The following is a 22,246-nucleotide window of genomic DNA, read 5'->3' on the forward strand; positions in this document are numbered from 1 at the left end:
GACCTAGATCCGCGGTGGGCGGCGGCGCCGTCGCACCGCGGCGAGCCGTGCGCGGGCGACCAGCACCCGCAGCCGCCGACCCGGCCCGGTCGAGGCCTCGGCGTCGCGCAGCCGGCGCCTCGCCTCGCGCACCGACCCGGACGACGGCGATCCCAGCAGTGCACCGACGGCGGGCGCGCAGACCACGAGCGTGAACCCGACGAGCAGCAGGCCCGGCACCAGCTCCCCGACGGCGACGGCGATCCACACCACCGTGCCGATCCAGACGACCACCGCTGCGGCGATCCCCCGGGGAATCACTGCCAGAGCCCGACCAGCAGGGAGACCGACGGGCCGACGGCAGCCGCCCTCACGGTTCCACCCCCGGCGCCCCACGGGCCGCTCCTCCCGCTCTGCGGTGACCGCCCCCGGCGCCGACGGTCACTCCCGGACCTCCTGGGTCACCCGCCCGCCGTGAAGGGCCCCCAGGGCGACGCCCGCGCCGGTCACGAGCACTCCGCCCAGCTGCACCGCATCGATGCCGGTGGCACCGACCGCCGCCGAGGTCAGCAGCGCGGAGACCGGGATGAGGCCGGCGAAGAGTCCGGCGAGCTCCACCGGGATCCGCATCAGGCTCGAGTACCAGAGCACGAACGCCGCCGCTGTGACGACCACAGCAAGGTAGACGATGGCCAGCAGTTCGCCTCGGGTCGGCATCCGGAAGGCGGCCGTACCGTCCGCGGTGACGGCGACGAGGGCGAGCATGCCCGCGGCGGTGAGCGAGGCGAAGGTCGCCACACCCGCGGCGCCGAGGTCCGGCAGGAGCGACAGCGCCAGCAAGGAGAAGGCGACTTCGCAGAGCATGGCGCCGATCGCCAGGACGATGCCGAGGATCGACGCCCCTCCTGCCCACTGGACGATGGCCGCCCCCGCAGACACCAGGACCGCCGCGAGGAGAACCCGAGGAGCGGGTAGCCGTCTCCGGAGCAACGGCCCGGCGAGGGCCAGGACGACGGGCACCGCGCCGATGATGGCGCCGACAGCCCCCGGACCGGCACGGCCCAGCGCCGCGATCAGCAGGACGTTGAACCCCGCCATACCGGTGGCCCCCAGCAGCGCCAGCCGGAACAGATGGGTCCGAGGCACCGGCGGCAGTCGGCGGCCGAAGAGCATGGCCAGCAGCAACCCGCCCAGGAGGTACCGGAGGGCCTGACCGCCGAGCACCGGGTAGTCCAGCAGAACGCCCGACGCAGCGACGGTCGAGCCGACCGCGATGCTGGAGGCGGCCGCTCCCGCCATCCCGAGAGCGTTCTGGTCACTGCCGCGCATGATCCAGGCGTCGCTCCAGCCCGCACGGTCCCGCGGAGCAGCCAGGCGCAGGGCTGGCGCCACGCCCGAGACGGGATGCCGCCTGCCGCACGCGGCCGATGGCGTTGACGAGCTCGCCGCTGTGGAACCGCCCGATGTCCTCCGGCTGCAGGACGTCCTGGACCACCGACGGGCGGTCGGGACGGCGCGGGCGTACGAATCCGTCGCAGTGATGACCGGCCCGATACTGCGGTACCTGGCTCAGCAACCGGTCGGCAGCCTTAGCGCGGTAGTGCGGCAGCGCCGGGAAGAGGTGGTGCGGCAGGTGCAGGTTCGCGTTGTGCGGCGACAGCAGCGCCTTGGTGAGCCAGGAGGCGTCCCAGCTGCGCGTCGCCTGCCACGCATCGTCGGTCTCCAGCCCGGCGTGGTCGGCGATGTCGCTCCAGTAGCGGAAGACCTGGTAGGTCGTGCAGTAGGGCACGAGCCAGAGCAACGTCGCCGCCCGCGTCCACGAACGGTGCACGACCACCGTCGTCGCGGCGGCCAGGAACGCCAGCCGGGCGACCGTCTCGACACGTTCCTCGTCCCGCCAGTACAGCGCCGACAGCACGTTGTAGGGGACGTGCTTCAGCAGCAGCGGCTCCAGCAGGTGCCGCCGCCGGAACGCCACCGGATCGCGGGGTCGGATGATGCCCAGGTTGGCGTACTGACGCCGCTTGGGGTCCTGCTCCTGGTCCCAGAGGTGCCGATGGTGCTCACAGTGCGAACAGGTGTAGGCCGATGTCCCTTCCAGCAGCGGGAACCCCGCCCCCAGACGGCCGACCCACGTGTTGGCGCGCCGGTTGCGCAGCAACTTGTAGTGACTGGCCTCGTGGATGAGGCTGCGCAGCGCGCGCTGCCGGGATCCGATGACGAGGACCGCCGGCAGGTACACACGAGGGCGATAGCCCGACCGCGCGGCCGTCACGCCTGCTGCCCCGATGACGCTCCAGTCGAACGCCAAGGTCAGAAGACTGCGCCAGTTGTTGCGCGCCTGGTGGAGGCCTCGGATCTCCTTCTTCACGTCAGGTGGGATGTCCTGCGCGAAGTTGCTCGCCGCACGCTGGGACCACCGACAGTTCCGTGGACCGACAGGCATGCTCGGCCCTGGCGCGCCGGTTTCCGAGGTTGGTTCGGACACGGACTCGGTCATGGTCTCCCCTTACCGAGCGGCTCGCCGGCGACGTCGCCCCGGAGGGACCGGACGACCCGCGGCCGGGGCCACGTGCGGGACCGCCTCGAGGACCAGCGCAACTCTCACCTCCGGACCGCTCCTCCGACGGACGTCCCGGATGCGCCCGACCAGCGCCTGTCTAGCGGGCGCTACGAGACCTGGTCAACTCGGAACCGAAAAGTTTCGTCGCCCGACCGAGGGCGTTCACCGCGTGATGCCATCCCCGCCGGCGCGCGCGGGCGGTCCGCTGCGGAGGATCATGGTGGCGTGCCCGAGGGAGACACCGTCTGGCTGGCCGCCGAGCGCATGCGCGCCGCGCTGGCCGGCTCGACGCTGCGCCGGGGCGAGTTCCGCCTCCCCCAGCTCGCCGCCCTCGACCTGACCGGCGCCACCGTGACCGAGGTCGTCCCGCGCGGCAAGCACCTGCTGATCCGACTGGCCGACGGCCGCACGCTGCGCACCCACTTCCGCATGGACGGCAGCTGGCACATCTACCGGCCGGGCGCACGCTGGAAGGGCGGGCCGGGCCACGACGTCCGCGTCGTCCTGGCCAGCGACGAGTGGGAGTGCGTCGGCTACCGGCTGCACGACGTCGACATCGTCCCGACGTCCCAGGAGGACCAGCTCGTCGGTCATCTCGGGCCCGACATCCTCGGTCCCGACTGGCAGCTGGACGAGGCGCTGCGCCGGCTGCGCGAGCACCCCGACGAGCAGGTGGGCGTGGCGATCCTCGACCAGCGCAACCTCGCCGGCATCGGCAACCTCTACAAGGTCGAGTCGCTGTTCCTGCTCGGCCTCAATCCGTGGGCCCGCGTGGGCGACGTCGACGAGCAGCTCCCCGCGCTGCTGGAGCGGGCGCAACGGCTCATGAAGGCCAACCTGCGCCACCCCGAGCAGAACACCACCGGCGACCCGCGCCGCGGCCGCGACCACTGGGTGTTCGGCCGCAAGGGCAAGCCCTGCTTCCGCTGCGGCACCCCGATCCTGCTCGGCGAGCAGGGCCCGCCGACGCAGGAGCGCGTGACGTGGTGGTGCCCGACGTGCCAGGCGGCCCGCTCCCCCATCGACCCGCAGGCGCGGACCGGGGAAGCGGGCCGCCCGCAGCCGGTGACCGTCTACCGCTAGGCCGGGTCGGGCCGCTCGACGGGCTGCGCCTGGGGCTGCTCGGCCGGCTGCACCGACGGCGTGCCCTGCTCGATCGCGCCGGCCGCCGAGGTGCCCTCGACCGCCGGGGTGCCGCCGCTCATCGACGCACGGATCTGGTCCAGCCGCGAGGCGCCGGCGACGTCGAGGGTCGCCTTCTGCACCTCGAGCATGCGGCCCTCGACCGAGGTCTGGGCCAGCTCCGCCTGTCCGAGGGCGTTGGCGTAGCGCGCCTCGATCTTGTCCCGGACCTCCGACAGCGACGGCGTGTTGCCCGGCGCGGAGAGCTCGTTGACCTGCCGCAGCGAGTCCGCCACGTGCTCCTGCATCTTGGCCTGCTCGAGCTGGCTCATCAGCTTCGTGCGCTCGGCGAGCGTCGTCTGCAGCCGCATCCGCGACTGCTCCACCGCACCGCGTGCCTGCTCGGCGGCCTGCAGCGCCTCGTCGTGGCTGCGCTTGAGGTCCTCCATCGCCTGCTCGGCGGCGACCAGCTGGGTGGCGAAGGCCTGCGCGGCCTGCTCGTACTCCGCCGCCTTGGGAGCATCGCCCTTGGCGCGCGTCTGGTCGGCGAGGACCAGCGCCTGGCGGGCAGAGGCCTGCAGCTTCTCCACCTCGCCCAGCTGACGGTTGAGCCGCATCTCGAGCTGCCGCTGGTTGCCCAGGACCGCAGCGGCCTGGTTCGCCAGCGCCTGGTGCCGCTGCTGCTCGGCCTCGATCGCCTGGGCGATCTGGATCTTGGGGTCCGCCCGCTGATCGATCTGCGCGTTGGCGGACGCGGTCAGGTACTTCCAGAGCTTCACGAACGGGTTGGGCATGGGGATGGGTCCTCCTGCTCCGGCACGGTGGCCGGCCCGGCGATGCGCGTCACCCGCCATCGTCCCAGGTGATCACCGTCCGCAGCCAACGCAGGCACCCGGACCCGCGGCTAGGGTTCGGTGCGTGCAGCCCGCCGGTCCCGTCCTGTGCGTCCTCGGCGAGCTCGTCGTCGACCTGCTCCCCGTGACGGAGGCCGGTGCCGGACCGGAGGGGACCGCACCGCAGTACGTCGCCCGACCCGGCGGCAACGCGCTCAACGTGGCCGTCGCCGCCGGCCGGCTCGGCGCCCCCGTCCGGCTGCTGGCCCGGCTGGGCACCGGCCCGCTGGCGGCCAACCTCCGCCGGCACGCCGAGCTGGCCGGGGTCGATCCCGCCGGATTCGTCGACGCCCCGGAGCCGGTGAGTCTCGCCGTCGTCGGTGTCGGCCCCGACGGCTCCCCCGACTACGGCTTCCACGTGCTCGGCGCCGCCGACTGGCAGTGGACCGACGCCGAGCTGGAACGGGTCCTGCCGTCCGACGTCGGCGCCCTGCACGTGGGGTCGATCTCCAGCTGGACCGAACCCGGAAGTGCCGCGATCACGCGGCTGGTCGATCGCCTGGCCGGCACGGCGCTGATCAGCGTCGACCCCAACATCCGGCCGATGCTGGCCGACGGGCCGGTGGGCGCGAGCCTGGGCAACGACCGGGCCGCGGTCACCCGGCGCCTGGATGCGCTGGTCGCCCGTGCCGACGTGGTCAAGGTCAGCGCCGAGGACCTCGGCTGGCTGGAGCGGCACGCTTCGGACCTGGACGACGCCGCCCGCCGCTGGGCCGCTCGGGGCCCGGCGCTCGTGGTCCTGACCGACGGCGGGGAGCCGCTGCGCGTCGCCCGCCCCGACGGCGCGGTGCTGCGCCGCGAGATCCCGCGGGTCGACGTCGTCGACACCGTGGGTGCGGGTGACTCGCTCGCCGCCGGACTGCTCACCGGGCTGCTCGACGCGGGCATCACCGGTCGCGCGGCGCTGGAGGCCACCTCCGACGAGCAGTTGCTCGCCCTGGTCGACGACGCCGCGCTGGTGGCCGCGCTGAACTGCACCCGCGTCGGGGCCGATCCCCCGACCCGCGCGGAGCTGGCGGCCGCCCGATGACCGACGAGCTGCGGCTGGTCGGTTTCGAGGAGCTCTCCGCGGGCGCCCTGCTCGGCCGGTTGCTGGACCGGCGCGCCGAGTTCTGGTCCGGTTCCCCGCTCGAGGACGACGCAGTCCGGGCTCTGCACGACCCGGTGTTCTTCCACCAGCTGGGCGGGTTCGGTGCGGTCGCCCTGACTGCCGACGGCGAGGACGCCGGCTACCTGCTGGGCGTGGTGAGTGCCGACCGGCTGGCCGTGGTGCACGCGGTAGCGGTGCACCCGCGGTGGCGCGGGCGGGGAGTGGCCGCCGCGCTCGTGACGCGGTTCGCCACCCTGGCGGTCTCGGTGGGCGCGCGTGCGGTCCAGGCCGTCGCCCGGCCCGGCGACGCCGCGGCCGCGGGCCTGGCCGCCCGCTTCGGCGCGCACCTCGCCCCCTCCCCCGGGCACGCCGGCCCGGGCGGGGACCGCGTGACCCTCACGCGCGGGCTCCCGCTCGACTGACGTCAGTCGACCGGCTCCATCGCCCGGGCGAGAGCGGCCGCCTGCCGGCGCCGCCCGGTGGTCGGCCCCGGCTGCAGCACCACGCCCAGCAGCCAGCGCCCGGCCAGCTCGGCGGCATCGGCGTCGACGCCCAGGGCTCGGGCGAGCCGGTCGGTGAGCTCCGCCCACCGGGCCCCGGAGACGACGAGGGCGGCGAGCTGGTCCGGCTCGGTCTCGGCCACCCGGCGCAGCACGGGATGCGTGGCCAGCTCGTCGCCGAGGACGACGAGCGCCTCCGCCGGGGGCAGCGGCGCGGCGAGATCGGCCAGCCGGTCGAGCTCGGTGGCCAGCAGCGCCCGAGCGACGTCGTCCTTGGTCCGGAAGTAGTTGTAGAGGGTGCCCTTGGCCACGCCGGCCGCCGCCGCGACCGACTGCATCGTGCTGCCCCGGAGGCCCTGCTCGGCGAACGCCCGCCGGGCGCCGTCCAGCAGCCCGGCCCGGGTGCGGTTCACCGCCGGACGGTGGGGGTCAGGCGGCGAGCGACACCGCGTCGCCGCGGCGGTGGGCGGTGCGGCCCTGCGCGCCGGCCCCCACGAGCGCGAGCGCGGGCTCGGCCGCGGGCGTCGCCTGCTCCGTCGCGGCCGGCGCGTCCTCGTGCGCCTCGGCGCCGGTGGAGGCCAGCGGACGCACGTCACCGGCGACCCGCAGCTCGAGGCTGACCTCGGCGAGCAGATCGGCGAGCTCCAGCTCGAGAGCGTCGCAGATCGAGGCGAGCAGCTCCGAGGAGGCCTCCTTCTGGCCACGCTCGACCTCGGAGAGGTATCCCAGGCTCACCCGGGCAGCCCCGGAGACGTCGCGCAACGTGCGGTGCTGACGCAGCCGGTGGCCGCGCAGGGTGCTCCCGAGCTGGGTGCGCAGCAGCGTCATGGCCGTCTCCTGTCCTGCCTTCGGGGAAGCGGCGGTGCCGTGAGGCACCGTGCGCTCACGGTACGCGGCCCGTGCGCCGAGAGCTTGCCGACGGGGCCGAGTCCGCTGATGGCGTAACACCTGCGACGGAGCCGCCGTTCCCAGCCGAGGTCACGCCAGCCGGTCCCGCAGCTCCCGGAAGGCGGCCTCGACCGACCCCGCCCGCACCGCCGCGCGGTCACCGGGCAGGTCGAGCTGCACCACGTCGGTAGCGCTCGCGTCGGCGATCCCCAGGTACACCCGCCCGGGGCCGTGCCCGTCCACGGGGTCCGGCCCCGCCACCCCGGTGAGCCCGACACCCCAGGTGGCCCCGCACCGGTCCCGGATCCCCTCGGCCAGGGCGGCGGCGGTCTGCGGGCTGACCGGGCCGTGCTCCGCGAGGAGCTCCGGAGGCACCGCGGCGAGGGTGGACTTGAGATCCGTGGCGTAGACGACGGCACCGCCCCGCAGCGTGGCGCTGGCACCGGGCACGGAGGCGAGGGTGGCGCAGAACAGCCCGGCGGTGAGCGACTCCGCGGCGGCCACGGTCGCACCGCGGGACAGCAGCGCACGGTGCACCTCGACGGCGAGGACCTCCGGCGGCGTGCCCACGGATCAGGCGGCGGTGTCCGTGCGGGTGCCCGTGCTGGGGCCGGCGGCCCGCCGAGCGGCTGCCGCGCGCATGGCCCGGGCGCTGGTCTGCCGCAGCGTCACCGCGCGGTACACGTAGTCCAGTCCGCTGAGCACGGTGAGCAGGACGGCCGCGGCCATGACCCACCAGCGCGCCGTGGCCAGGAGTCCGGTGAGCGGGAGGATGTACAGGCCGATCGCCAGCGACTGGACGACGGTCTTAGCCTTGCCGCCGCGGCTGGCCGCGATCACCCCGTGCCGGATGACCCAGAAGCGCAGCACCGTGACGCCGACCTCGCGGACCAGGATCACGACCGTGACCCACCACGGCAGCAGCGCGAGCACCGAGAGCCCGATCAGCGCGGTGCCGGTGAGCGCCTTGTCGGCGATCGGGTCGGCGAGCTTGCCGAACTCCGTCACCTGGCCGGTCCGCCGCGCGATCATCCCGTCGTACCGATCGGTGATGATGGCCAGCCCGAAGACCAGCGTCGCCCAGTAGCGGTCGTCCCCGTCGGACCCGTCGTCCCGCAGGAGCAGGTAGGCGAACACGGGGACGACGAGCAGCCGCAGCACGGTCAGCGCGTTGGGCAGGTTGACCAGCTTCGCCGACTGCGGCGGGGTCGCGGCCGGGTCCGGGGCGACGTCGGTCACCGCGCTCACCGCCCGGCCGGGGCGACCGCGGGGACGAGGGCCCGCGCGACCAGGTCGACGCCCTCGGTGCCGACGACCTCGGCCACGACGACCTGCCCGGCCACCGCGCCGTCCGGGATGCCGGTGACGGTGGTGGTGCCGTCCGCGTCGGGGTCCTGGTGCGCGGCGTGGCCGACCCACACGCCGGGCCCCTCCTCCGCGGCGAGGTCCTCGGTGAGGAGCACCTCGACGCGCTCGCCGATCCGCTCCTCCGCGCGCTGCGCGGTGAGCTCCTCGACGAGGTCGGTGATGCGCCGGACGCGCGCGTCGATCTCGGTCTGGTCCAGCTTGCCGGGCAGCCGCATGGCCTCGGTGCCCTCCTCGTCGGAGTAGCCGAACACACCGACCGCGTCCAGGCGGCCCTCGGTGAGGAATCGCTCGAGCTCGGCGACGTCCTCCTCGGTCTCCCCCGGGAACCCGAGGATGACGTTGGTGCGGAAGCCTGCCGTCGGCGCCATCGCGCGAGCCCGCTCGATGAGCGCCAGGAAGTCGTCGGTGCCGCCGAAGCGCCGCATGCGGCGCAGCAGGGTCGGCGAGGAGTGCTGGAAGGAGAGGTCGAAGTAGCGCGCGACGCCGGGCGCCGATGCGATCAGCTCCAGCAGGCCGGGGCGCAGCTCGGCGGGCTGGAGGTAGGCCACCCGGACGCGGGCGATGCCCTCGACGGCGGCCAGCTCCGGCAGCAGCTTCTCCAGCGAGCGCAGGTCGCCGAGGTCCTTGCCGTAGGAGGTCGAGTTCTCGCTGACCAGCACCAGCTCGGTGACGCCTTGCGACGCCAGCCACTGGGCCTCGGAGAGCACCTCGCCCGGCGGGCGGGAGACGAAGGCGCCACGGAACGTCGGGATGGCGCAGAACGCGCACCGGCGGTCGCAGCCCGAGGCGAGCTTCAGCGCAGCCGTGGGGCCGGAGGCCAGCCGCTTGCGGCGCAGCCAGTCGTGCCCCGGGATGGCGGGGGCGTCCGGTGCCGAGGTCGCCGCGGTGCGCTGCACCGGGCTGATCGGCAGGAGGGTGCGGCGGTCACGCGGGGTGTGCGGAACGAGGGGGCGACCGGACAGCACGTCGTCCAGCCGGCCGCCGATCTCGGCGTAGTCGTCGAAACCGAGGACGGTGGCCTCCGGCAGCGCCCCGGCCAGCTCCGAGCCGTAGCGCTCGGCCATGCAGCCGACGGCGACGACGGAGGCACCGGAGTCGGTGGCGGCCAGGATCGCGTCGACCGAGTCCTTCTTCGCCGACTCGATGAAGCCGCAGGTGTTGACCAGGACGGCGTCGGCGCCGTCGGCGTCCTCGACGAGTTCGTACCCCTCGGCGGCCAGCCGGCCGGCCAGCTCCTCGGAGTCGACCTCGTTGCGCGCACATCCGAGCGTCACCACCGCCACGGTCCGGGCAGGGCTGGGCGCGGCTGTCACCCGGCCATCCTAGATGAAGGACCCCCGTGCCCCCCGTCACTCGCACGCTCGCGACGGGTCCCTGCACGGGGGCCGTTCAGGCGGCTCCGCCGCGCAGGGTGAACAGGGTCGCCTCGAGCTCATCGGGCTTGATCAGCACGTCGCGGGCCTTGGACCCCTCGGACGGGCCGACGATCCCGCGGCTCTCCATGAGGTCCATGAGGCGGCCGGCCTTGGCGAAGCCGACCCGCAGCTTGCGCTGCAGCATGGACGTCGAGCCGAACTGGCTGGTGACGATGAGCTCGACCGCCTGGAGCAGCAGATCGAGGTCGCCGCCGATGTCCTCGTCGATCTCCTTCTGCTCACCGGCCGCGCTGCCCGCGGAGAAGACCTCCTCGCGGTACTCGGGCTCGGCCTGCCGCTTGGTGAACTCGACGACCGCCTCGATCTCGGCGTCGGTGACGAACGCACCCTGGACGCGCATCGGCTTGCCGGCGCCGATGGGCATGAAGAGCGCGTCACCCATGCCGATGAGCTTCTCCGCACCCGGCTGGTCGAGGATGACCCGGCTGTCGGTGAGGCTGGAGGTGGAGAACGCCAGCCGCGAGGGCACGTTGGCCTTGATCAGACCGGTCACGACGTCGACCGACGGCCGCTGCGTCGCGAGGATCAGGTGGATGCCCGCGGCACGCGCCTTCTGCGTGATCCGGACGATGTGCTCCTCGACGTCGCGCGGGGCGACCATCATCAGGTCGGCGAGCTCGTCGACGATCGCCAGGATGTAGGGGTAGGGCCGGTAGACCCGCTCGCTGCCGGGAGGCGCGGTGATCTCGCCCTTCTCGACCTTGCGGTTGAAGTCGTCGATGTGCCGCACACCGGTGGACTTCATGTCCTGGTAGCGCTGCTCCATCTCCTCGACCAGCCAGGCCAGCGCGGTGGCGGCCTTCTTCGGGTCGGTGATGATCGGCGTGATCAGGTGCGGGATGCCGTCGTAGGGCGTCAGCTCGACCATCTTCGGGTCGACCAGGATCATCCGCAGCTGGTCCGGGGTGGCCCGCAGCAGCAGCGAGGTCAGGATCGAGTTGACGCAGCTGGACTTACCGGCACCGGTCGCACCGGCGACCAGCAGGTGCGGCATCTTCGCCAGGTTGGCGCAGACGAAGCCGCCCTCGATGTCCTTGCCGAGACCGACCAGCATCGGGTGCGGGTCCTGCTTGGCGGCCTGCGAGCGCAGGACGTCGCCGAGCGAAACCTTCTCGCGGTCGGTGTTGGGCACCTCGATGCCGACGGCGGACTTGCCCGGGATCGGCGCGAGGATGCGGATGTTGTCGTTGGCCACCGCGTAGGCCATGTTCTTGGTGAGCGCGGTGATCTTCTCGACCTTCACGCCCTGGCCGAGCTCGACCTCGTAGCGGGTGACCGTCGGGCCCCGGGTGAAGCCGGTGACGGCCGCGTCGATGTTGAACTGCTCGAGCACCCCGCTGATCGCCTCGATGGCGACGTCGTTGGCCTTGGACCGGGCACGCGGCGGGTCGCCGGGGCGCAGGGTCGACAGCGCGGGCAGCACGTAGTCGCCCTCGACCGGCTGGATGGACAGCTGCTCCGGCTCGGTGATCGGCGGCAGGTCCTCCTCGGGCCGGGTCCGGTCGACCACGGGCGGACGCGCGGCGGGGACCGGCGGCGGCGACGCCAGCTCGACGTGCTCGGACTCGGTGACGCGGGTGGCCTCCGGCGCCTCGGCGTAGGCGCCGTGGTCGATCGGGCCGGTGGTGAGCAGGTCCTCCGACAGCGAGCGGCGACGCCGACCCTTGGGAGCCGGTTCCTCCTCCTCGTCGTCGTAGTCGAACTCGTCGTAGTCCTCGTCGTAGTCCTCCCGGCCGAGCAGCCGGTCGGTGAACTCGCGCAGCCGCTCCGGGATCTGGTGCACCGGGGTCGCGGTGATGACCAGCGTGCCGAAGAACGCCAGCAGGAACAGCAGGACGACGGTGACGATCGGGCCCAGCCCGGCGACGAGCGGCGTCCCGACGGCCCAGCCGACGAGCCCACCGGAGCCGGGACGACCGGCCTTCGGGTCGGCAGCGGAGCCGAGCACCTGGGCGATGCCGAGGACCGAGGCGATCGTGCACAGCCAGCCGATCGCGAGCCGGCCACGGGCCTCGGGGCGCGGGCCCCGGCGGAGCAGTCGGAGGGCAGCGAAGAACAGGACGACCGGCAGCACCATCACCAGCGAGCCGACGACCCAGCGCACCGCGTCGCTGAGGGCGGTGCCCACGGGGCCGATCCCGTCGCTCCAGGCGGCCGCACCCAGCACGATCGCCAGACCCAGTACGGCCAGGCCGACGCCGTCGCGCCGGTGCTCGGGAGCGAGCGGCTCGGCCTCGTCCGGTCGGGCGACCGAGCGGGCCAGCCCCCCGGCGCCTCGGGCGAGCAGGTTCCACCCACCGCTGGCGATGCGCCAGAAGCCGGGCCCCGACTGCTGCTTCTTCTTGGCCGCCGGACGACGGTTGGGAGCGCGCTTGGCCGGGGGCCGCTTCTTGCTCGCCGCCGTCGATCCGGACCGGCTGCGGGTGGCGGCCGGCCGGCGCGTCGACGTGGTGCGGGCAGGCATGCGTCAGACGGTAAGCCCGCCGGGGGCGCGGATCGGGCAGGCCGGGCGTCGTGTCCCGCACCCGGGCCACCTCTCCCATAACGTCACATCCATGAGCAGGCACGGGAGCTGGGCCACCCCAATCACCTCCGAGCTGGTGGTGCGCACGGCCGCCCGGCTCGAGGAGGTCGTCGTCGACGGCCAGGGGGAAGGCGCGGACGTCTGGTGGGCGGAGTCGCGCCCGCACGAGGGTGGCCGGTCGGTCCTGGTGCGCCGCTCCCCCGACGGCACCGTCACCGACGTGCTGCCGGCACCCTGGAACGCGCGCACCCGCGTGCACGAGTACGGCGGCGCCGCGTGGACCGTCTCCGGCGGCACGGTCTGGTTCACGCACTACTCGGACCAGCGGCTGTACCGGATGGACCCCGGCGCGGAACCGGCCGCGGTCACCCCCGAACCGGGGCTTCCCGCCGGGGTGCGCCTCGCTGACCTCCGGGCGACGCCGGACGGTCTGCTGGCGGTCCGCGAGACCCACGCCGCATCCGGCGCGGCAGCCGACGTGGTGAACGAGATCGTGCGCGTGCGCCCCGACGGCGAGGAGGATCTCCTCGTCACCGGACCGGACTTCGTCTCGGACCCGGCGCTCTCCCCCGACGGCGCCCTGGCCTGGCTCCAGTGGGACCACCCCGCCATGCCCTGGGACGCCGCTCAGCTGGTGGTCCGGGGCAGCGACGGGACCGAGACCGTGGTCGCCGGTGGTCCGGGCGAGTCCGCCGTCCAGCCCACCTGGGCGGCCGACGGCACCCTCTGGTTCCTGTGCGACCGCACCGACGTCTGGTCGCTGTACCGATGGGCGCCGGGCGGGCAGGCCGAGCTGGTGCTCGACGTGGGCAGCGACATCGGCGGGCCGCAGTGGCGGTTCGGGCTGAGCCGGTTCGCGCTGCTGGACGACGGGCGGATCGCGCTCGCCTACGGGCGCGACGGCGCCGACCGCCTCGCCGTCCTCTCCCCCGCCGATGACCTGCGCGAGCTCGACCTCCCCTTCGCCTCCTTCCAGTACCTCCGCGCCCAGGGCTCGCGGGTGGTCTGCGCCGCCGGCGGCCCGGCGGCCGAACGGGTCGTCCTGTCCGTCGACGTCGACAGCGGGGCGAGCGTCGTGCTGCGGCCGGCCCGCGACCTCGGCCTGGACCGGTCCTGGTTCGCGACGCCGGAGTTCGTCACCTTCCCCACCCCGGACGACGGCACCGGCATCGACGTCGCGCACGCGGTCGTCTACCCGCCCACCAACCCCGACGTCACCCCGGACGGCGAGCTGCCGCCGCTGGTCGTGATGGTGCACGGCGGCCCCACCACCAGCCACGACCGCGTGCTGAACCTGGAGATCCAGTACTTCACCTCGCGGGGCTTCTGCGTGGCGCACGTCGACTACCGCGGCTCGACCGGCTACGGCCGCCGCTACCGGGACGCGTTGCAGGGGCGGTGGGGCGTCGTGGACCTGGACGACGTCGTGGCCTGCGCCCGGTACCTCGCCGATTCCGGCCGGGTGGATCCCGAGCGCATGGCGATCCGGGGCGGGTCGTCCGGGGGCTACACCGTGCTGGCGGCACTGTCGATGCGGCCCGGCGTGTTCACCGCCGGCGCCAGCCACTACGGCGTCGCCGACCTCGGGGCGCTGGCGGCGGAGACGCACAAGTTCGAGTCCCGGTACCTCGACGGGCTGATCGCGCCGTACGACCCGGGTGCGGGGCCGTCCGGCAACCCGATCCACGCCGAGCGCTCACCCATCAACCACGTGGACGCCCTCGACACCCCGCTCGCGGTGTTCCAGGGCGCGGAGGACGCGGTGGTCCCGCCCTCGCAGGCCGAGGCGATCGTCGCGGCCCTGCGCGCCAAGGGCGTGCCGCATGCCTACCTGCTGTTCCCCGGCGAGCAGCACGGCTTCCGCAAGGCGGAGAACATCCGTGCCGCCCTGGACGGCGAGCTCTCCTTCTACGCCCAGGTCTGGGGCTTGGAGCTGCCCGCCGAGGAGGGCATCGAGCCGGTCGACGTCGTCCGCTACGACGTCGACTAGACCTCGAGGACCGTCGGGATGATCATCGGGCGGCGCCGGTGCTTGTCCGACACCCACTTGCCGACGGTGCGGCGGATGATCTGCGACAGGCGGTGCGCGTCGGCCTCGTCGTCGGCCAGGGCGCGCTTGAGGTTGTCCTCGACCAGGGCGAGCACCTCGTCGAACGCCGACGGGTCGTCGGAGAACCCGCGGGTGGAGAGGTGCACCGGCCGCACGATCGTCCGGGTCGAGGGCTCGATGACGACGGTCAGCGCCACGAAGCCCTCGTCGCCGAGGATCCGGCGGGCCTGCAGCGACTCCTCGCCGACGTCGCCGACGTTCAGCCCGTCGACGTAGACGTCGCCCACCGGCACCGAGCCGACGATCGTCGCCTTGCCGTCGACGAGGTCCACGACCACGCCGTCCTCGGCGAGCAGGACCCGGTCGCTGGTCATGCCGGTCTCCTCGGCGAGCTTCGCGTGCGCCCGGAGGTGCCGCCACTCCCCGTGCACCGGCATCAGGTACTTCGGCTTGGCGACGTTGATGAGCGTGCGCAGTTCCCCGGCCGGCGCGTGCCCGGAGACGTGCACGCGGGCGGTCTCCTTGTGCACCACCGTGGCGCCGAGCCGGGCCAGCCCGTTGATGACCTTGTAGACCGCGGTCTCGTTCCCCGGCACCAGCGACGACGCCAGGACGACCGTGTCGCCGGCCTCGATGGTGACCTGGTGGTGGTCACCGCGGGCCATGCGCCCCAGCGCGGACAGCGGCTCGCCCTGCGACCCGGTGCTCACCAGCACCACCTGCTCGGCCGGCATCTTCGCCGCGTCGTCGAGGGAGACCATGAGGCCGGGCGCGACCCGCAGCAGCCCGAGGTCACGGGCCACGCCCATGTTGCGCACCATCGAGCGGCCGACGAAGGCGACCTTGCGACCGTGCTTCTCGGCGGCATCGAGCACCTGCTGGATGCGGTGCACGTGGCTGGCGAAGCTGGAGACGATCAGCCGCTGGGTCGCCCGGGAGAAGACGTCCTCCAGCACCGGGCCGATGGAACGCTCCGGGGTGACGAAACCCGGCACCTCGGCGTTCGTCGAGTCGGCCAGCAGCAGGTCGATGCCCTCGACGCCCAGCCGCGCGAAGGCGCCCAGGTCGGTGAGCACGCCGTCCAGCGGCAGCTGGTCCATCTTGAAGTCGCCGGTGTGCACCAGGACGCCGGCCGGGGTGTGCACCGCGACGGCGAGCGCGTCGGGGATCGAGTGGTTCACCGCGATGAACTCGCAGTGGAACGGGCCCGCGAGGTGGTCGTCGCCGGCCGCGACCTCGACCAGCTCCGGCACGATCCGGTGCTCGCGCAGCTTGGCCGCCACCAGGGCCAGGGTGAACCGGGAGCCGACAAGCGGGATGTCGCCGCGCAGCCGGAGCAGGTAGGGCAGCGCCCCGATGTGGTCCTCGTGCCCGTGGGTGAGGACGACGGCGGCGACATCGTCGAGCCGGTGCTCGATCACCCCGAAGTCGGGGAGGATCAGGTCGACGCCGGGCTGCTCCGCCTCGGGGAAGAGCACCCCGCAGTCGATGATCAGCAGCTTGCCGTCGAACTCGAGGACGGCCATGTTCCGGCCGATCTCGCCGAGACCGCCGAGGGCCATCACCCGGAGGCCGCCCTCGGGCAGCGGCGGGGGCGCCTTCAGGTCGAGGTGGGGTTGGGTGGCCTGACCACTCACAGGGTGACGCCTCCAGCGGCGAGGTCGTCGCGCAACTGCGCGAGCTGTTCGGGGGTCGCGTCGACCAGCGGGGGCCGGACCGGCCCCGACGGCAGGCCGAGCGCGTTCAGCGCCGCCTTCACCGTGATGACGCCCTGGGTCCGGAAGACGCCGGTGTAGACCGGCAGCAGGCTCTGGTTGATCGAGCGGGCGGTGGCGAGGTCGCCGTCCTCCACGGCCGCGATCAGCTCCGCGATGCGCGGACCGGCGAGGTGGCTGACGACGCTGACCACGCCGACGCCGCCCAGGGCCAGGATCGGCAGGTTCAGCATGTCCTCGCCGCTGTAGTAGGCGAGGTCGGTGCGGGCCAGGGTCCAGGCGATGGCGCCGAGGTCGCCCTTCGCGTCCTTGACCGCCACGATCCGCGGGTGCTCCGCGGCCCGCACGAGGGTGTCCACCTCGATCGGCATGCCGGTGCGGACGGGGATGTCGTAGAGCATGACCGGCAGGTCGGTGCTGTCGGCGATCGACGTGAAGTGCCGGAGCAGGCCGGCCTGGGGCGGCCGGTTGTAGTACGGGGTGACGACGAGCAGCCCGTGCACGCCCAGCCGCTCGGCGGCCCGCGCCAGATCGATGGAGTGCGCGGTGTCGTTCGTGCCGACACCGGCCACGACGGTCGCGCGGTCGCCCACGGCGTCCATGACGGCCTCGAGGACGGCGTGCTGCTCGGAGTCGCTGACGGTCGGCGACTCCCCCGTCGTCCCGAAGACCACCAGCCCGTCGTTGGCGCACCGGTCGACGAGGTGAGCGGCGAGCTCCTGGGCCCCGGCGAGGTCGATCGAACCGTCCTCGGCGAAGGGGGTGACCATCGCCGTCAGGACGCGCCCGAACGGACGGGCGGGGTCGGTGGTCATGAGGAGAATCTACCCAGCGCCGGGGACGGGCCCCCGCGCGTACTCCGACACCGCGAACCGCACCCCGTCCTGCGCCGACTCCGACCACCCCTGGACCGGGGTGCGCGAGGTGCGCACCCACCGGTCGTCCAGCTCCGGGGCCCAGGTGTCGCCGTCGACCTCGAGGTCGACGTCGGTGACGACCACCCGCTCCGCGTGCGGCAGGAATGCCGTGTAGACCGATCCGCCGCCGATCACCCAGCAGGACGGGTGCCCGGCCAGCACCTGCTCGACCGAGGCCGCGCGCTCCGCCCCCTCCACCGACCAGCCCGGGTCCGACGTCAGCACGACGTTGACCCGGCCGGGCAGCGGCCGGAAGCGCTCCGGCAGCGACTCCCAGGTGCGCCGGCCCATGACGACGGTCGATCCGGTCGTCAGCGCGCGGAAGAGCCGCAGGTCCTCGGGCAGGTGCCACGGCAGGCCGCCGTCGGCCCCGATGACCCTCCCCCGGGCCTGCGCCCAGATCATGGCGACCCCGTTCACACCGCCACGGCCGCCCGGATCGCCGGGTGCGGCTCGTACCCGCGCACCGCGAAGTGCTCGAAGGTGTAGTCGAACAGCGAGGGGGCCGGAGCGAGCTCGAGCGTCGGGAAGGGCCGCACCTCGCGGGAGAGCTGCTCGGTCACCTGGTCGACGTGGTTGCGGTAGATGTGGCAGTCACCGCCCACCCAGACGAAGTCGCCGGGCTCCAGGCCCACCTGCGCGGCGATCATCGTGGTGAGCAGCGCGTAGCTGGCGATGTTGAACGGCACGCCCAGGAACATATCGGCGCTGCGCTGGTAGAGCTGGCAGGAGAGCTTGCCGTCGGCGACGTAGAACTGGAAGAACGCGTGGCAGGGCGCCAGCGCCATGTCGGGCAGCGCCGCGACGTTCCAGGCCGAGACGATCATGCGGCGGGAGTCCGGGTCGGTGCGCAACGTCTCGAGCAGCTGGGCGATCTGGTCGACCTGCCCGCCGTCGGGCGTCGGCCACGACCGCCACTGGACGCCGTACACCGGGCCGAGCTCGCCCTCGGGCGAGGCCCACTCGTCCCAGATGGTGACGCCGTTCTCGCGCAGCCAGCCGACGTTGCTCTCCCCGCGGAGGAACCACAGCAGCTCGACGGCGATCGACTTGAAGTGGACCTTCTTGGTCGTGACCAACGGGAACGCCTCGGACAGGTCGTAGCGGAGCCGCTCCCCGAAGAGGCTGACGGTGCCGGTGCCGGTCCGGTCCTCCTTGGGCGAGCCCTGCTCCAGGATGCGCCGCAGGAGGTCCTCGTACTGGGTGTCGATCGGTGCTGCCACGGCCCCGAGCCTACGTGTCACCCCTCCCCGACGAGGGGACTCGCGGCGACCTCGGTGCCGTCGACGAGCGTGCTGATCCGGAAGTCGCCGAAGACGTTCCCGGCCACCCGCTGCAGCTCGCGCAGGCAGGCGATCGCGAGCTCGCGGATCTCCACGTCGGCGTGCTCGCTGGCCCGCATGGCGACGAAGTGCCGCCAGGCCCGGTAGTTGCCGGTGACGACGATGCGCGTCTCGGTGGCGTTGGGCAGCACCGCCCGCGCGGCCTGGCGGGCCTGCTTGCGCCGCAGCGTGCCGTTGGGCACGTCGGCGAACCGCTGCTCCAGCCCCTCGAGCAGCTCGGCGTACGCGGCCGCGGCGGCATCCGTCGCAGCGACGAACCTCGCGTGCAGCTCGGGGTCGTCGGCGATCACCGCCGGCTCCACGACGGCGGCCTCGGTCTCGGGGACGTAGCGCTGGGAGAGCTGGCTGTAGGAGAAGTGCCGGTGCCGCACGAGCTCGTGGGTGAGCGACCGGGACACCCCCGTCAGGTACATGCTCACCGAGCCGTGCTCCAGGACCGACAGGTGCCCGACCTCGAGGATGTGCCGCAGGTAGCCGGCGTTGGTGGCCGTGGCCGGCACGGGCTTGTCCCAGGACTGGTAGCAGGCGCGGCCGGCGAACTCCGCGAGCGCCTGGCCGCCGTCGGCGTCGGTCTCCCACGGCACGTCGGCCGGCGGGGTGAACTGCGTCTGCGCGATGACCTGGACCCGGAGCGGCACGATCTCTGGCACGCCCGCGAGCCTACGGCCGGCCACCCTGCAGACTGGGGGCATGGAGTGGTGGCAGTCGCTGGTCGCCGTCGCCGGCGGACTGCTGGTCGTGTGGCTGCTCCTGCTCCTGCTGCTGTGGCGGTCCCGGCAGCTGGCGCTCCGAGAGGCGCTGCGCCTGCTGCCCGACGTCGTCCGTCTCATCCGTCGGCTCGCGGCCGACCGCAGCCTCCCGCGGGGGCTGCGCATGCGGCTCTGGCTCCTGCTGGCCTACCTGCTCTCGCCGATCGACCTGGTGCCCGATGTCGTGCCGGTGCTCGGCTACGCCGACGACGTCGTCGTCGTCGCGTGGGCGCTGCGCTCGGTGGTGCGTCGCGCGGGGGACGACGCGCTCGTGCGGCACTGGCCGGGCGAGCCGGCCGGGCTGACCGTCGTGCGCCGGCTCGCCGGCCTCACGGAGAACCACCCAGGGCGCGACTGAGGTCGGGCCACAGGTCGCCCCGTTCGGCGACCGCGACATCGGAGAGCTCCATCCAGCCGGCCATCAGCCGCAACTCCTCGGCCAGCTCGACGACCACCTCCGCCCGGTCGGCCCCCTCCTCGAGGTGCGCGGCCTGCACCCGGAGGACGCCGGCCTTCCGGTCGGCCTTGAGGTCGACCCGGGCCACCAGCCGGTCGCCGAGGAGGAAGGGCAGCACGTAGTAGCCGTGCACCCGCTTCACCGCCGGCGTGTAGATCTCGAGCCGGTAGCGGAACCCGAAGATGCGCTCGATCCGGGGCCGCTCCCAGACCAGGGAGTCGAAGGGGCTCACGAGCGCCCGGGCGCGGATCCACCGGGGACGCCGCGCCTCGGGGTGCAGCCAGGCCGGACGCCCCCACCCCACCACCTCGACCGGCAGGAGCTCGCCGGCGTCGGCCAGCTCGGCGATCGCGGTACGGGCATCGCCCGGGGTGAGCCGGAAGTAGTCCCGCAGATCGGTCTCGGTGGCGACGCCGAGCGCCCGGGCGGCCGTGCGCACCAGCTCGCGCACCGCGTCGGGGCGGTCCGGGGTCGGTGCGGCGAGGACATCGGCAGGCAGCACGCGCTCGGGGAGGTCGTAGACCCGCTCGAACCCGGGCGTACGCCGCGCGGCGGTGAGCTGCCCGGTGAAGAACAGGTACTCCAGGGCCGCCTTGCCGGCGTGCCAGTTCCACATCCTGCCGGGCCGGTTGGGGCGCTCCTCCTGCAGCTCACTGGCCCTCAGCGGACCGCCGTCGCGCACCCGGGCCAGCAGCGACGCCACGTACTCCGGGCGCTCGCGGTGGACCCTGGTCATGCTGCCCCACGCCTCCTGCTGCGCGGCCGCCATGCGCCAGCGCAGGTGCGGGTGCAGCCGCACCGGCAGGAACGACGCCTCGTGCGCCCAGTACTCGAACAGAGCGTGCCGCTGGCCCGACAGCGCGTCCAGCGCGGCCCGCGGGTATGGCCCGAGCCGGCTGAAGGCGGGCAGGTAGTGGGACCGCGACAGCACGTTCACCGAGTCGATCTGCAGCACCGCCAACCGCTCGGCGAGCCCACGCAGCTGGCGAGTCCCGACCGGACCCGAGGGCCGGGGGTCGGCGAAGCCCTGCGCGCCCAGCGCGATGCGGCGGGCCAGTGCGGCCGGCAGCCGTTCAGCAGCGATCACGCCGTCAGATCCTGCCCGCCGGGTACGACGTCGGCCGCGCTGAGCGGCGCACTTACGCTGCCCGGGTGAATTCCCCGCCGCCCTTCCCCCGCCTCACGGGGTCGGCCGATGTGTCCGTCCGCCCGGCCCGAGCCGGGGATGGCGAGGCCATCGCACGGGTCCAGGCGGTCACGTGGCGGACGGCCTACCGGGCCGTGCTCCCGGCCGCCGTCCTCGACGCCTGGGACGCCGCGGCCGCGACCGCGACCTGGGAGGCCGCGGTCACCGCTCCCCCGAGCGCGGGGCACCGCGTCCTCGTCGCCGTCGAGCGGGAGGAGGTGGTCGGCTTCGCCGCCGTCGCCCCGGACGACGAACCGGGAGTCGAGGAGCTCGGACCACTGCTGGTCGAGCCGCGCTGGGGACGCCGCGGGCACGGCAGCCGGCTGCTCGCGGCGGTGACCGACCTGGCATCCGCCGACGGCATCGGCCGACTGCGCACGTGGCTGCCGGAATCGGACGGGGTGTCCCGTCACTTCTTCGAGTCGGCCGGCTGGGAGCCCGACGGGTGGGCCCGGACCCTGGAGACCGGCGGTGCCCCGCTGCGCGAACTGCGCTGGCACGTGACTCTGCACGAGGAGGACGAGGAGCGATGACCTTCGAGGGCTTCCCCGACGAGGGGCTCGTGTTCTACGAGGGCCTCGAGGCCGACAACAGCAAGCCGTACTGGACGGCGCACCGGGCGGAGTACGAGGCACACGTGCGCGCACCCGTGCTGGCGCTGGTGGAAGAGCTCGCCTCGGAGTTCGGTCCGGCGAAGGTCTTCCGTCCGTACCGCGATGTCCGATTCAGCCACGACAAGACGCCGTACAAGACCCACCAGGGTGCGGTGGTCAGCCCGGACGGTCGGGGCGCCGGCTCCTGGTACCTGCAGATCTCGGCGGACGGCCTGACCGTCTCCGGGGGCTGCTGGCGCCTGGAGTCCGACCAGGTGGCGAGATATCGCCGAGCCGTCACCGACGACGTGCAAGGCCCACGCCTGGAGGCGGAGGTCGCTCGTCTGCGTGCCGGCGGCTGGACGATCGAGGGTGACCGCCTCGTCCGCGTACCCGCCGGCTTCTCGGCCGACGACGAACGCATCGAGCTGCTGAAGCACCGGTCGCTGTTCGCCTCGCGCCACTGGACACCGGAGGACTGGCTGCACACCCGCACGACGTTGGACCGCGTGCGCGAGTGCTGGCGCGACCTGGCGGCACTCAACACGTGGTTCGCCGACAACGTCGGCGCGACGACGAAGGAGCCCCGCCGCCGCTGACCCAGCACCCCCGGGGCGTTTTGTGCACTTTTCGCCCGGGCGGTTCGTGCACTTTCTGCCCGGGCGGTTCGTGCACTTTCTGTCCGGGCGGGGGTGGATACGACGATGGGCCCCAGCCTGGTGGCTGGGGCCCATCGCCTCAATGGTTGTCCGGCGGCGTCCTACTCTCCCACCCCGTCTCCAGGGCAGTACCATCGGCGCTGAGAGGCTTAGCTTCCGGGTTCGGAATGTTGCCGGGCGTTTCCCTCTCGCCATGGCCGCCGTAACTCTGTGA

At 73.5% G+C, this 22,246-nt stretch carries 23 protein-coding genes and 1 rRNA gene; 7 read left to right on the forward strand and 17 right to left on the reverse strand.

Going from position 1 to position 22,246, the window contains the following annotated elements:
* Window positions 1-3: 3 nt before the first annotated feature.
* The 3 genes from DQ237_RS03975 to DQ237_RS03985 all read right to left on the reverse strand — a co-directional run bounded on the left by DQ237_RS03975 (window position 4) and on the right by DQ237_RS03985 (window position 2,350).
* Complete coding sequence (locus DQ237_RS03975; RefSeq protein ID WP_147251737.1) at window positions 4-300, reverse strand: hypothetical protein; 297 nt, start codon at window positions 298-300, stop codon at window positions 4-6.
* Window positions 301-420: 120 nt separating this feature from the next.
* Complete coding sequence (locus DQ237_RS03980) at window positions 421-1,308, reverse strand: DMT family transporter (RefSeq protein ID WP_166509472.1); 888 nt, start codon at window positions 1,306-1,308, stop codon at window positions 421-423.
* Window positions 1,295-2,350 carry a fatty acid desaturase family protein gene (locus DQ237_RS03985; protein ID WP_166509473.1) on the reverse strand — a complete coding sequence of 352 codons (1,056 nt, stop codon included), beginning with the start codon at window positions 2,348-2,350 and terminating at the stop codon, window positions 1,295-1,297. Before DQ237_RS03985 ends, DQ237_RS03980 begins: the two co-directional genes overlap by 14 nt.
* A 417-nt stretch (window positions 2,351-2,767) precedes the next feature.
* Here DQ237_RS03985 and DQ237_RS03990 point away from each other — a divergent pair, with 417 nt between their 5' ends.
* A complete protein-coding gene (locus DQ237_RS03990; protein ID WP_113797250.1) occupies window positions 2,768-3,625 on the forward strand; it encodes a DNA-formamidopyrimidine glycosylase family protein in 858 nt (285 codons plus the stop codon).
* Here DQ237_RS03990 and DQ237_RS03995 read toward each other — a convergent pair.
* Complete coding sequence (locus DQ237_RS03995; protein WP_113797252.1) at window positions 3,622-4,458, reverse strand: PspA/IM30 family protein; 837 nt, start codon at window positions 4,456-4,458, stop codon at window positions 3,622-3,624. The genes DQ237_RS03990 and DQ237_RS03995 overlap by 4 nt on opposite strands.
* 124 nt (window positions 4,459-4,582) lie before the next feature.
* Here DQ237_RS03995 and DQ237_RS04000 point away from each other — a divergent pair, with 124 nt between their 5' ends.
* Together DQ237_RS04000 and DQ237_RS04005 are read left to right on the forward strand one after the other, a co-directional pair.
* Entirely contained in the window at window positions 4,583-5,587 is a 1,005-nt protein-coding gene (locus tag DQ237_RS04000; RefSeq protein WP_240619374.1) for a PfkB family carbohydrate kinase, read from the forward strand.
* Window positions 5,584-6,069, forward strand: coding sequence for a GNAT family N-acetyltransferase (locus tag DQ237_RS04005; protein WP_113797256.1), 486 nt, complete (start codon window positions 5,584-5,586; stop codon window positions 6,067-6,069). The genes DQ237_RS04000 and DQ237_RS04005 overlap by 4 nt, the downstream gene beginning before the upstream one ends.
* Before the next feature lie 2 nt (window positions 6,070-6,071).
* Here the strand turns inward: DQ237_RS04005 and DQ237_RS04010 are convergent, their stop codons facing one another.
* The 6 genes from DQ237_RS04010 to DQ237_RS04035 form a co-directional block, all read right to left on the reverse strand.
* A complete protein-coding gene (locus DQ237_RS04010; RefSeq protein ID WP_113797259.1) occupies window positions 6,072-6,560 on the reverse strand; it encodes a TetR/AcrR family transcriptional regulator in 489 nt (162 codons plus the stop codon).
* Between the two features lie 16 nt (window positions 6,561-6,576).
* Window positions 6,577-6,975: a helix-turn-helix domain-containing protein gene (locus DQ237_RS04015; RefSeq protein WP_113797261.1), complete on the reverse strand. Its 399-nt coding sequence runs from the start codon at window positions 6,973-6,975 to the stop codon at window positions 6,577-6,579.
* Between the two features lie 150 nt (window positions 6,976-7,125).
* The gene (locus DQ237_RS04020) at window positions 7,126-7,605 is read right to left on the reverse strand and encodes a CinA family protein (protein ID WP_113797263.1); all 480 of its coding nucleotides are present in this window, start codon (window positions 7,603-7,605) and stop codon (window positions 7,126-7,128) included.
* 3 nt (window positions 7,606-7,608) lie between these two features.
* On the reverse strand, window positions 7,609-8,274 hold the full coding sequence (gene pgsA, locus DQ237_RS04025; RefSeq protein WP_240619375.1) for a CDP-diacylglycerol--glycerol-3-phosphate 3-phosphatidyltransferase: 666 nt from the start codon (window positions 8,272-8,274) through the stop codon (window positions 7,609-7,611).
* Window positions 8,275-8,279: 5 nt separating this feature from the next.
* Window positions 8,280-9,716 carry a 30S ribosomal protein S12 methylthiotransferase RimO gene (gene rimO / locus DQ237_RS04030; RefSeq protein ID WP_113797267.1) on the reverse strand — a complete coding sequence of 479 codons (1,437 nt, stop codon included), beginning with the start codon at window positions 9,714-9,716 and terminating at the stop codon, window positions 8,280-8,282.
* Between the two features lie 76 nt (window positions 9,717-9,792).
* The gene (locus DQ237_RS04035; protein WP_113797269.1) at window positions 9,793-12,303 is read right to left on the reverse strand and encodes a DNA translocase FtsK; all 2,511 of its coding nucleotides are present in this window, start codon (window positions 12,301-12,303) and stop codon (window positions 9,793-9,795) included.
* A gap of 91 nt (window positions 12,304-12,394) precedes the next feature.
* Here DQ237_RS04035 and DQ237_RS04040 point away from each other — a divergent pair, with 91 nt between their 5' ends.
* On the forward strand, window positions 12,395-14,353 hold the full coding sequence (locus DQ237_RS04040) for a S9 family peptidase (RefSeq protein ID WP_113797271.1): 1,959 nt from the start codon (window positions 12,395-12,397) through the stop codon (window positions 14,351-14,353).
* On the opposite strand, the gene DQ237_RS04045 is transcribed toward DQ237_RS04040, so the two are convergent.
* The 5 genes from DQ237_RS04045 to thyX are packed head-to-tail and all read right to left on the reverse strand — an operon-like array spanning window position 14,350 to window position 19,038.
* Window positions 14,350-16,050 (reverse strand): ribonuclease J, encoded by a 1,701-nt coding sequence (locus DQ237_RS04045; RefSeq protein ID WP_113797272.1) that lies wholly within the window; start codon window positions 16,048-16,050, stop codon window positions 14,350-14,352. The two genes, DQ237_RS04040 and DQ237_RS04045, sit on opposite strands and share 4 nt — an antisense overlap.
* Window positions 16,047-16,943: a 4-hydroxy-tetrahydrodipicolinate synthase gene (gene dapA / locus DQ237_RS04050; protein ID WP_113797274.1), complete on the reverse strand. Its 897-nt coding sequence runs from the start codon at window positions 16,941-16,943 to the stop codon at window positions 16,047-16,049. Before dapA ends, DQ237_RS04045 begins: the two co-directional genes overlap by 4 nt.
* Window positions 16,944-16,952: 9 nt before the next feature.
* Window positions 16,953-17,450: a dihydrofolate reductase gene (locus DQ237_RS04055; RefSeq protein ID WP_113797513.1), complete on the reverse strand. Its 498-nt coding sequence runs from the start codon at window positions 17,448-17,450 to the stop codon at window positions 16,953-16,955.
* An 11-nt stretch (window positions 17,451-17,461) separates the two neighbouring features.
* A complete protein-coding gene (locus tag DQ237_RS04060) occupies window positions 17,462-18,268 on the reverse strand; it encodes a thymidylate synthase (protein WP_113797276.1) in 807 nt (268 codons plus the stop codon).
* Between the two features lie 17 nt (window positions 18,269-18,285).
* Window positions 18,286-19,038 carry an FAD-dependent thymidylate synthase gene (thyX, locus tag DQ237_RS04065; RefSeq protein WP_113797278.1) on the reverse strand — a complete coding sequence of 251 codons (753 nt, stop codon included), beginning with the start codon at window positions 19,036-19,038 and terminating at the stop codon, window positions 18,286-18,288.
* A gap of 40 nt (window positions 19,039-19,078) precedes the next feature.
* On the opposite strand from thyX, the gene DQ237_RS04070 reads away from it, so the two are divergent.
* Window positions 19,079-19,495: a YkvA family protein gene (locus DQ237_RS04070; RefSeq protein WP_113797280.1), complete on the forward strand. Its 417-nt coding sequence runs from the start codon at window positions 19,079-19,081 to the stop codon at window positions 19,493-19,495.
* Here the strand turns inward: DQ237_RS04070 and DQ237_RS04075 are convergent.
* Window positions 19,467-20,681 (reverse strand): winged helix-turn-helix domain-containing protein, encoded by a 1,215-nt coding sequence (locus DQ237_RS04075; protein WP_113797282.1) that lies wholly within the window; start codon window positions 20,679-20,681, stop codon window positions 19,467-19,469. The two genes, DQ237_RS04070 and DQ237_RS04075, sit on opposite strands and share 29 nt — an antisense overlap.
* A gap of 65 nt (window positions 20,682-20,746) precedes the next feature.
* Between DQ237_RS04075 and DQ237_RS04080 the strand changes: the two genes are divergently transcribed.
* On the forward strand, window positions 20,747-21,313 hold the full coding sequence (locus tag DQ237_RS04080; protein WP_113797284.1) for a GNAT family N-acetyltransferase: 567 nt from the start codon (window positions 20,747-20,749) through the stop codon (window positions 21,311-21,313).
* The gene (locus DQ237_RS04085; RefSeq protein WP_113797286.1) at window positions 21,310-21,972 is read left to right on the forward strand and encodes a DUF2461 domain-containing protein; all 663 of its coding nucleotides are present in this window, start codon (window positions 21,310-21,312) and stop codon (window positions 21,970-21,972) included. Before DQ237_RS04080 ends, DQ237_RS04085 begins: the two co-directional genes overlap by 4 nt.
* Before the next feature lie 148 nt (window positions 21,973-22,120).
* Here the strand turns inward: DQ237_RS04085 and rrf are convergent.
* Window positions 22,121-22,237, reverse strand: a 5S ribosomal RNA gene (rrf, locus tag DQ237_RS04090).
* Between the last annotated feature and the right edge of the window lie 9 nt (window positions 22,238-22,246).

Origin of the sequence: Blastococcus sp. TF02-8 (genome assembly GCF_003319175.1) — a bacterium.
Lineage (GTDB): Bacteria > Actinomycetota > Actinomycetes > Mycobacteriales > Geodermatophilaceae > Blastococcus.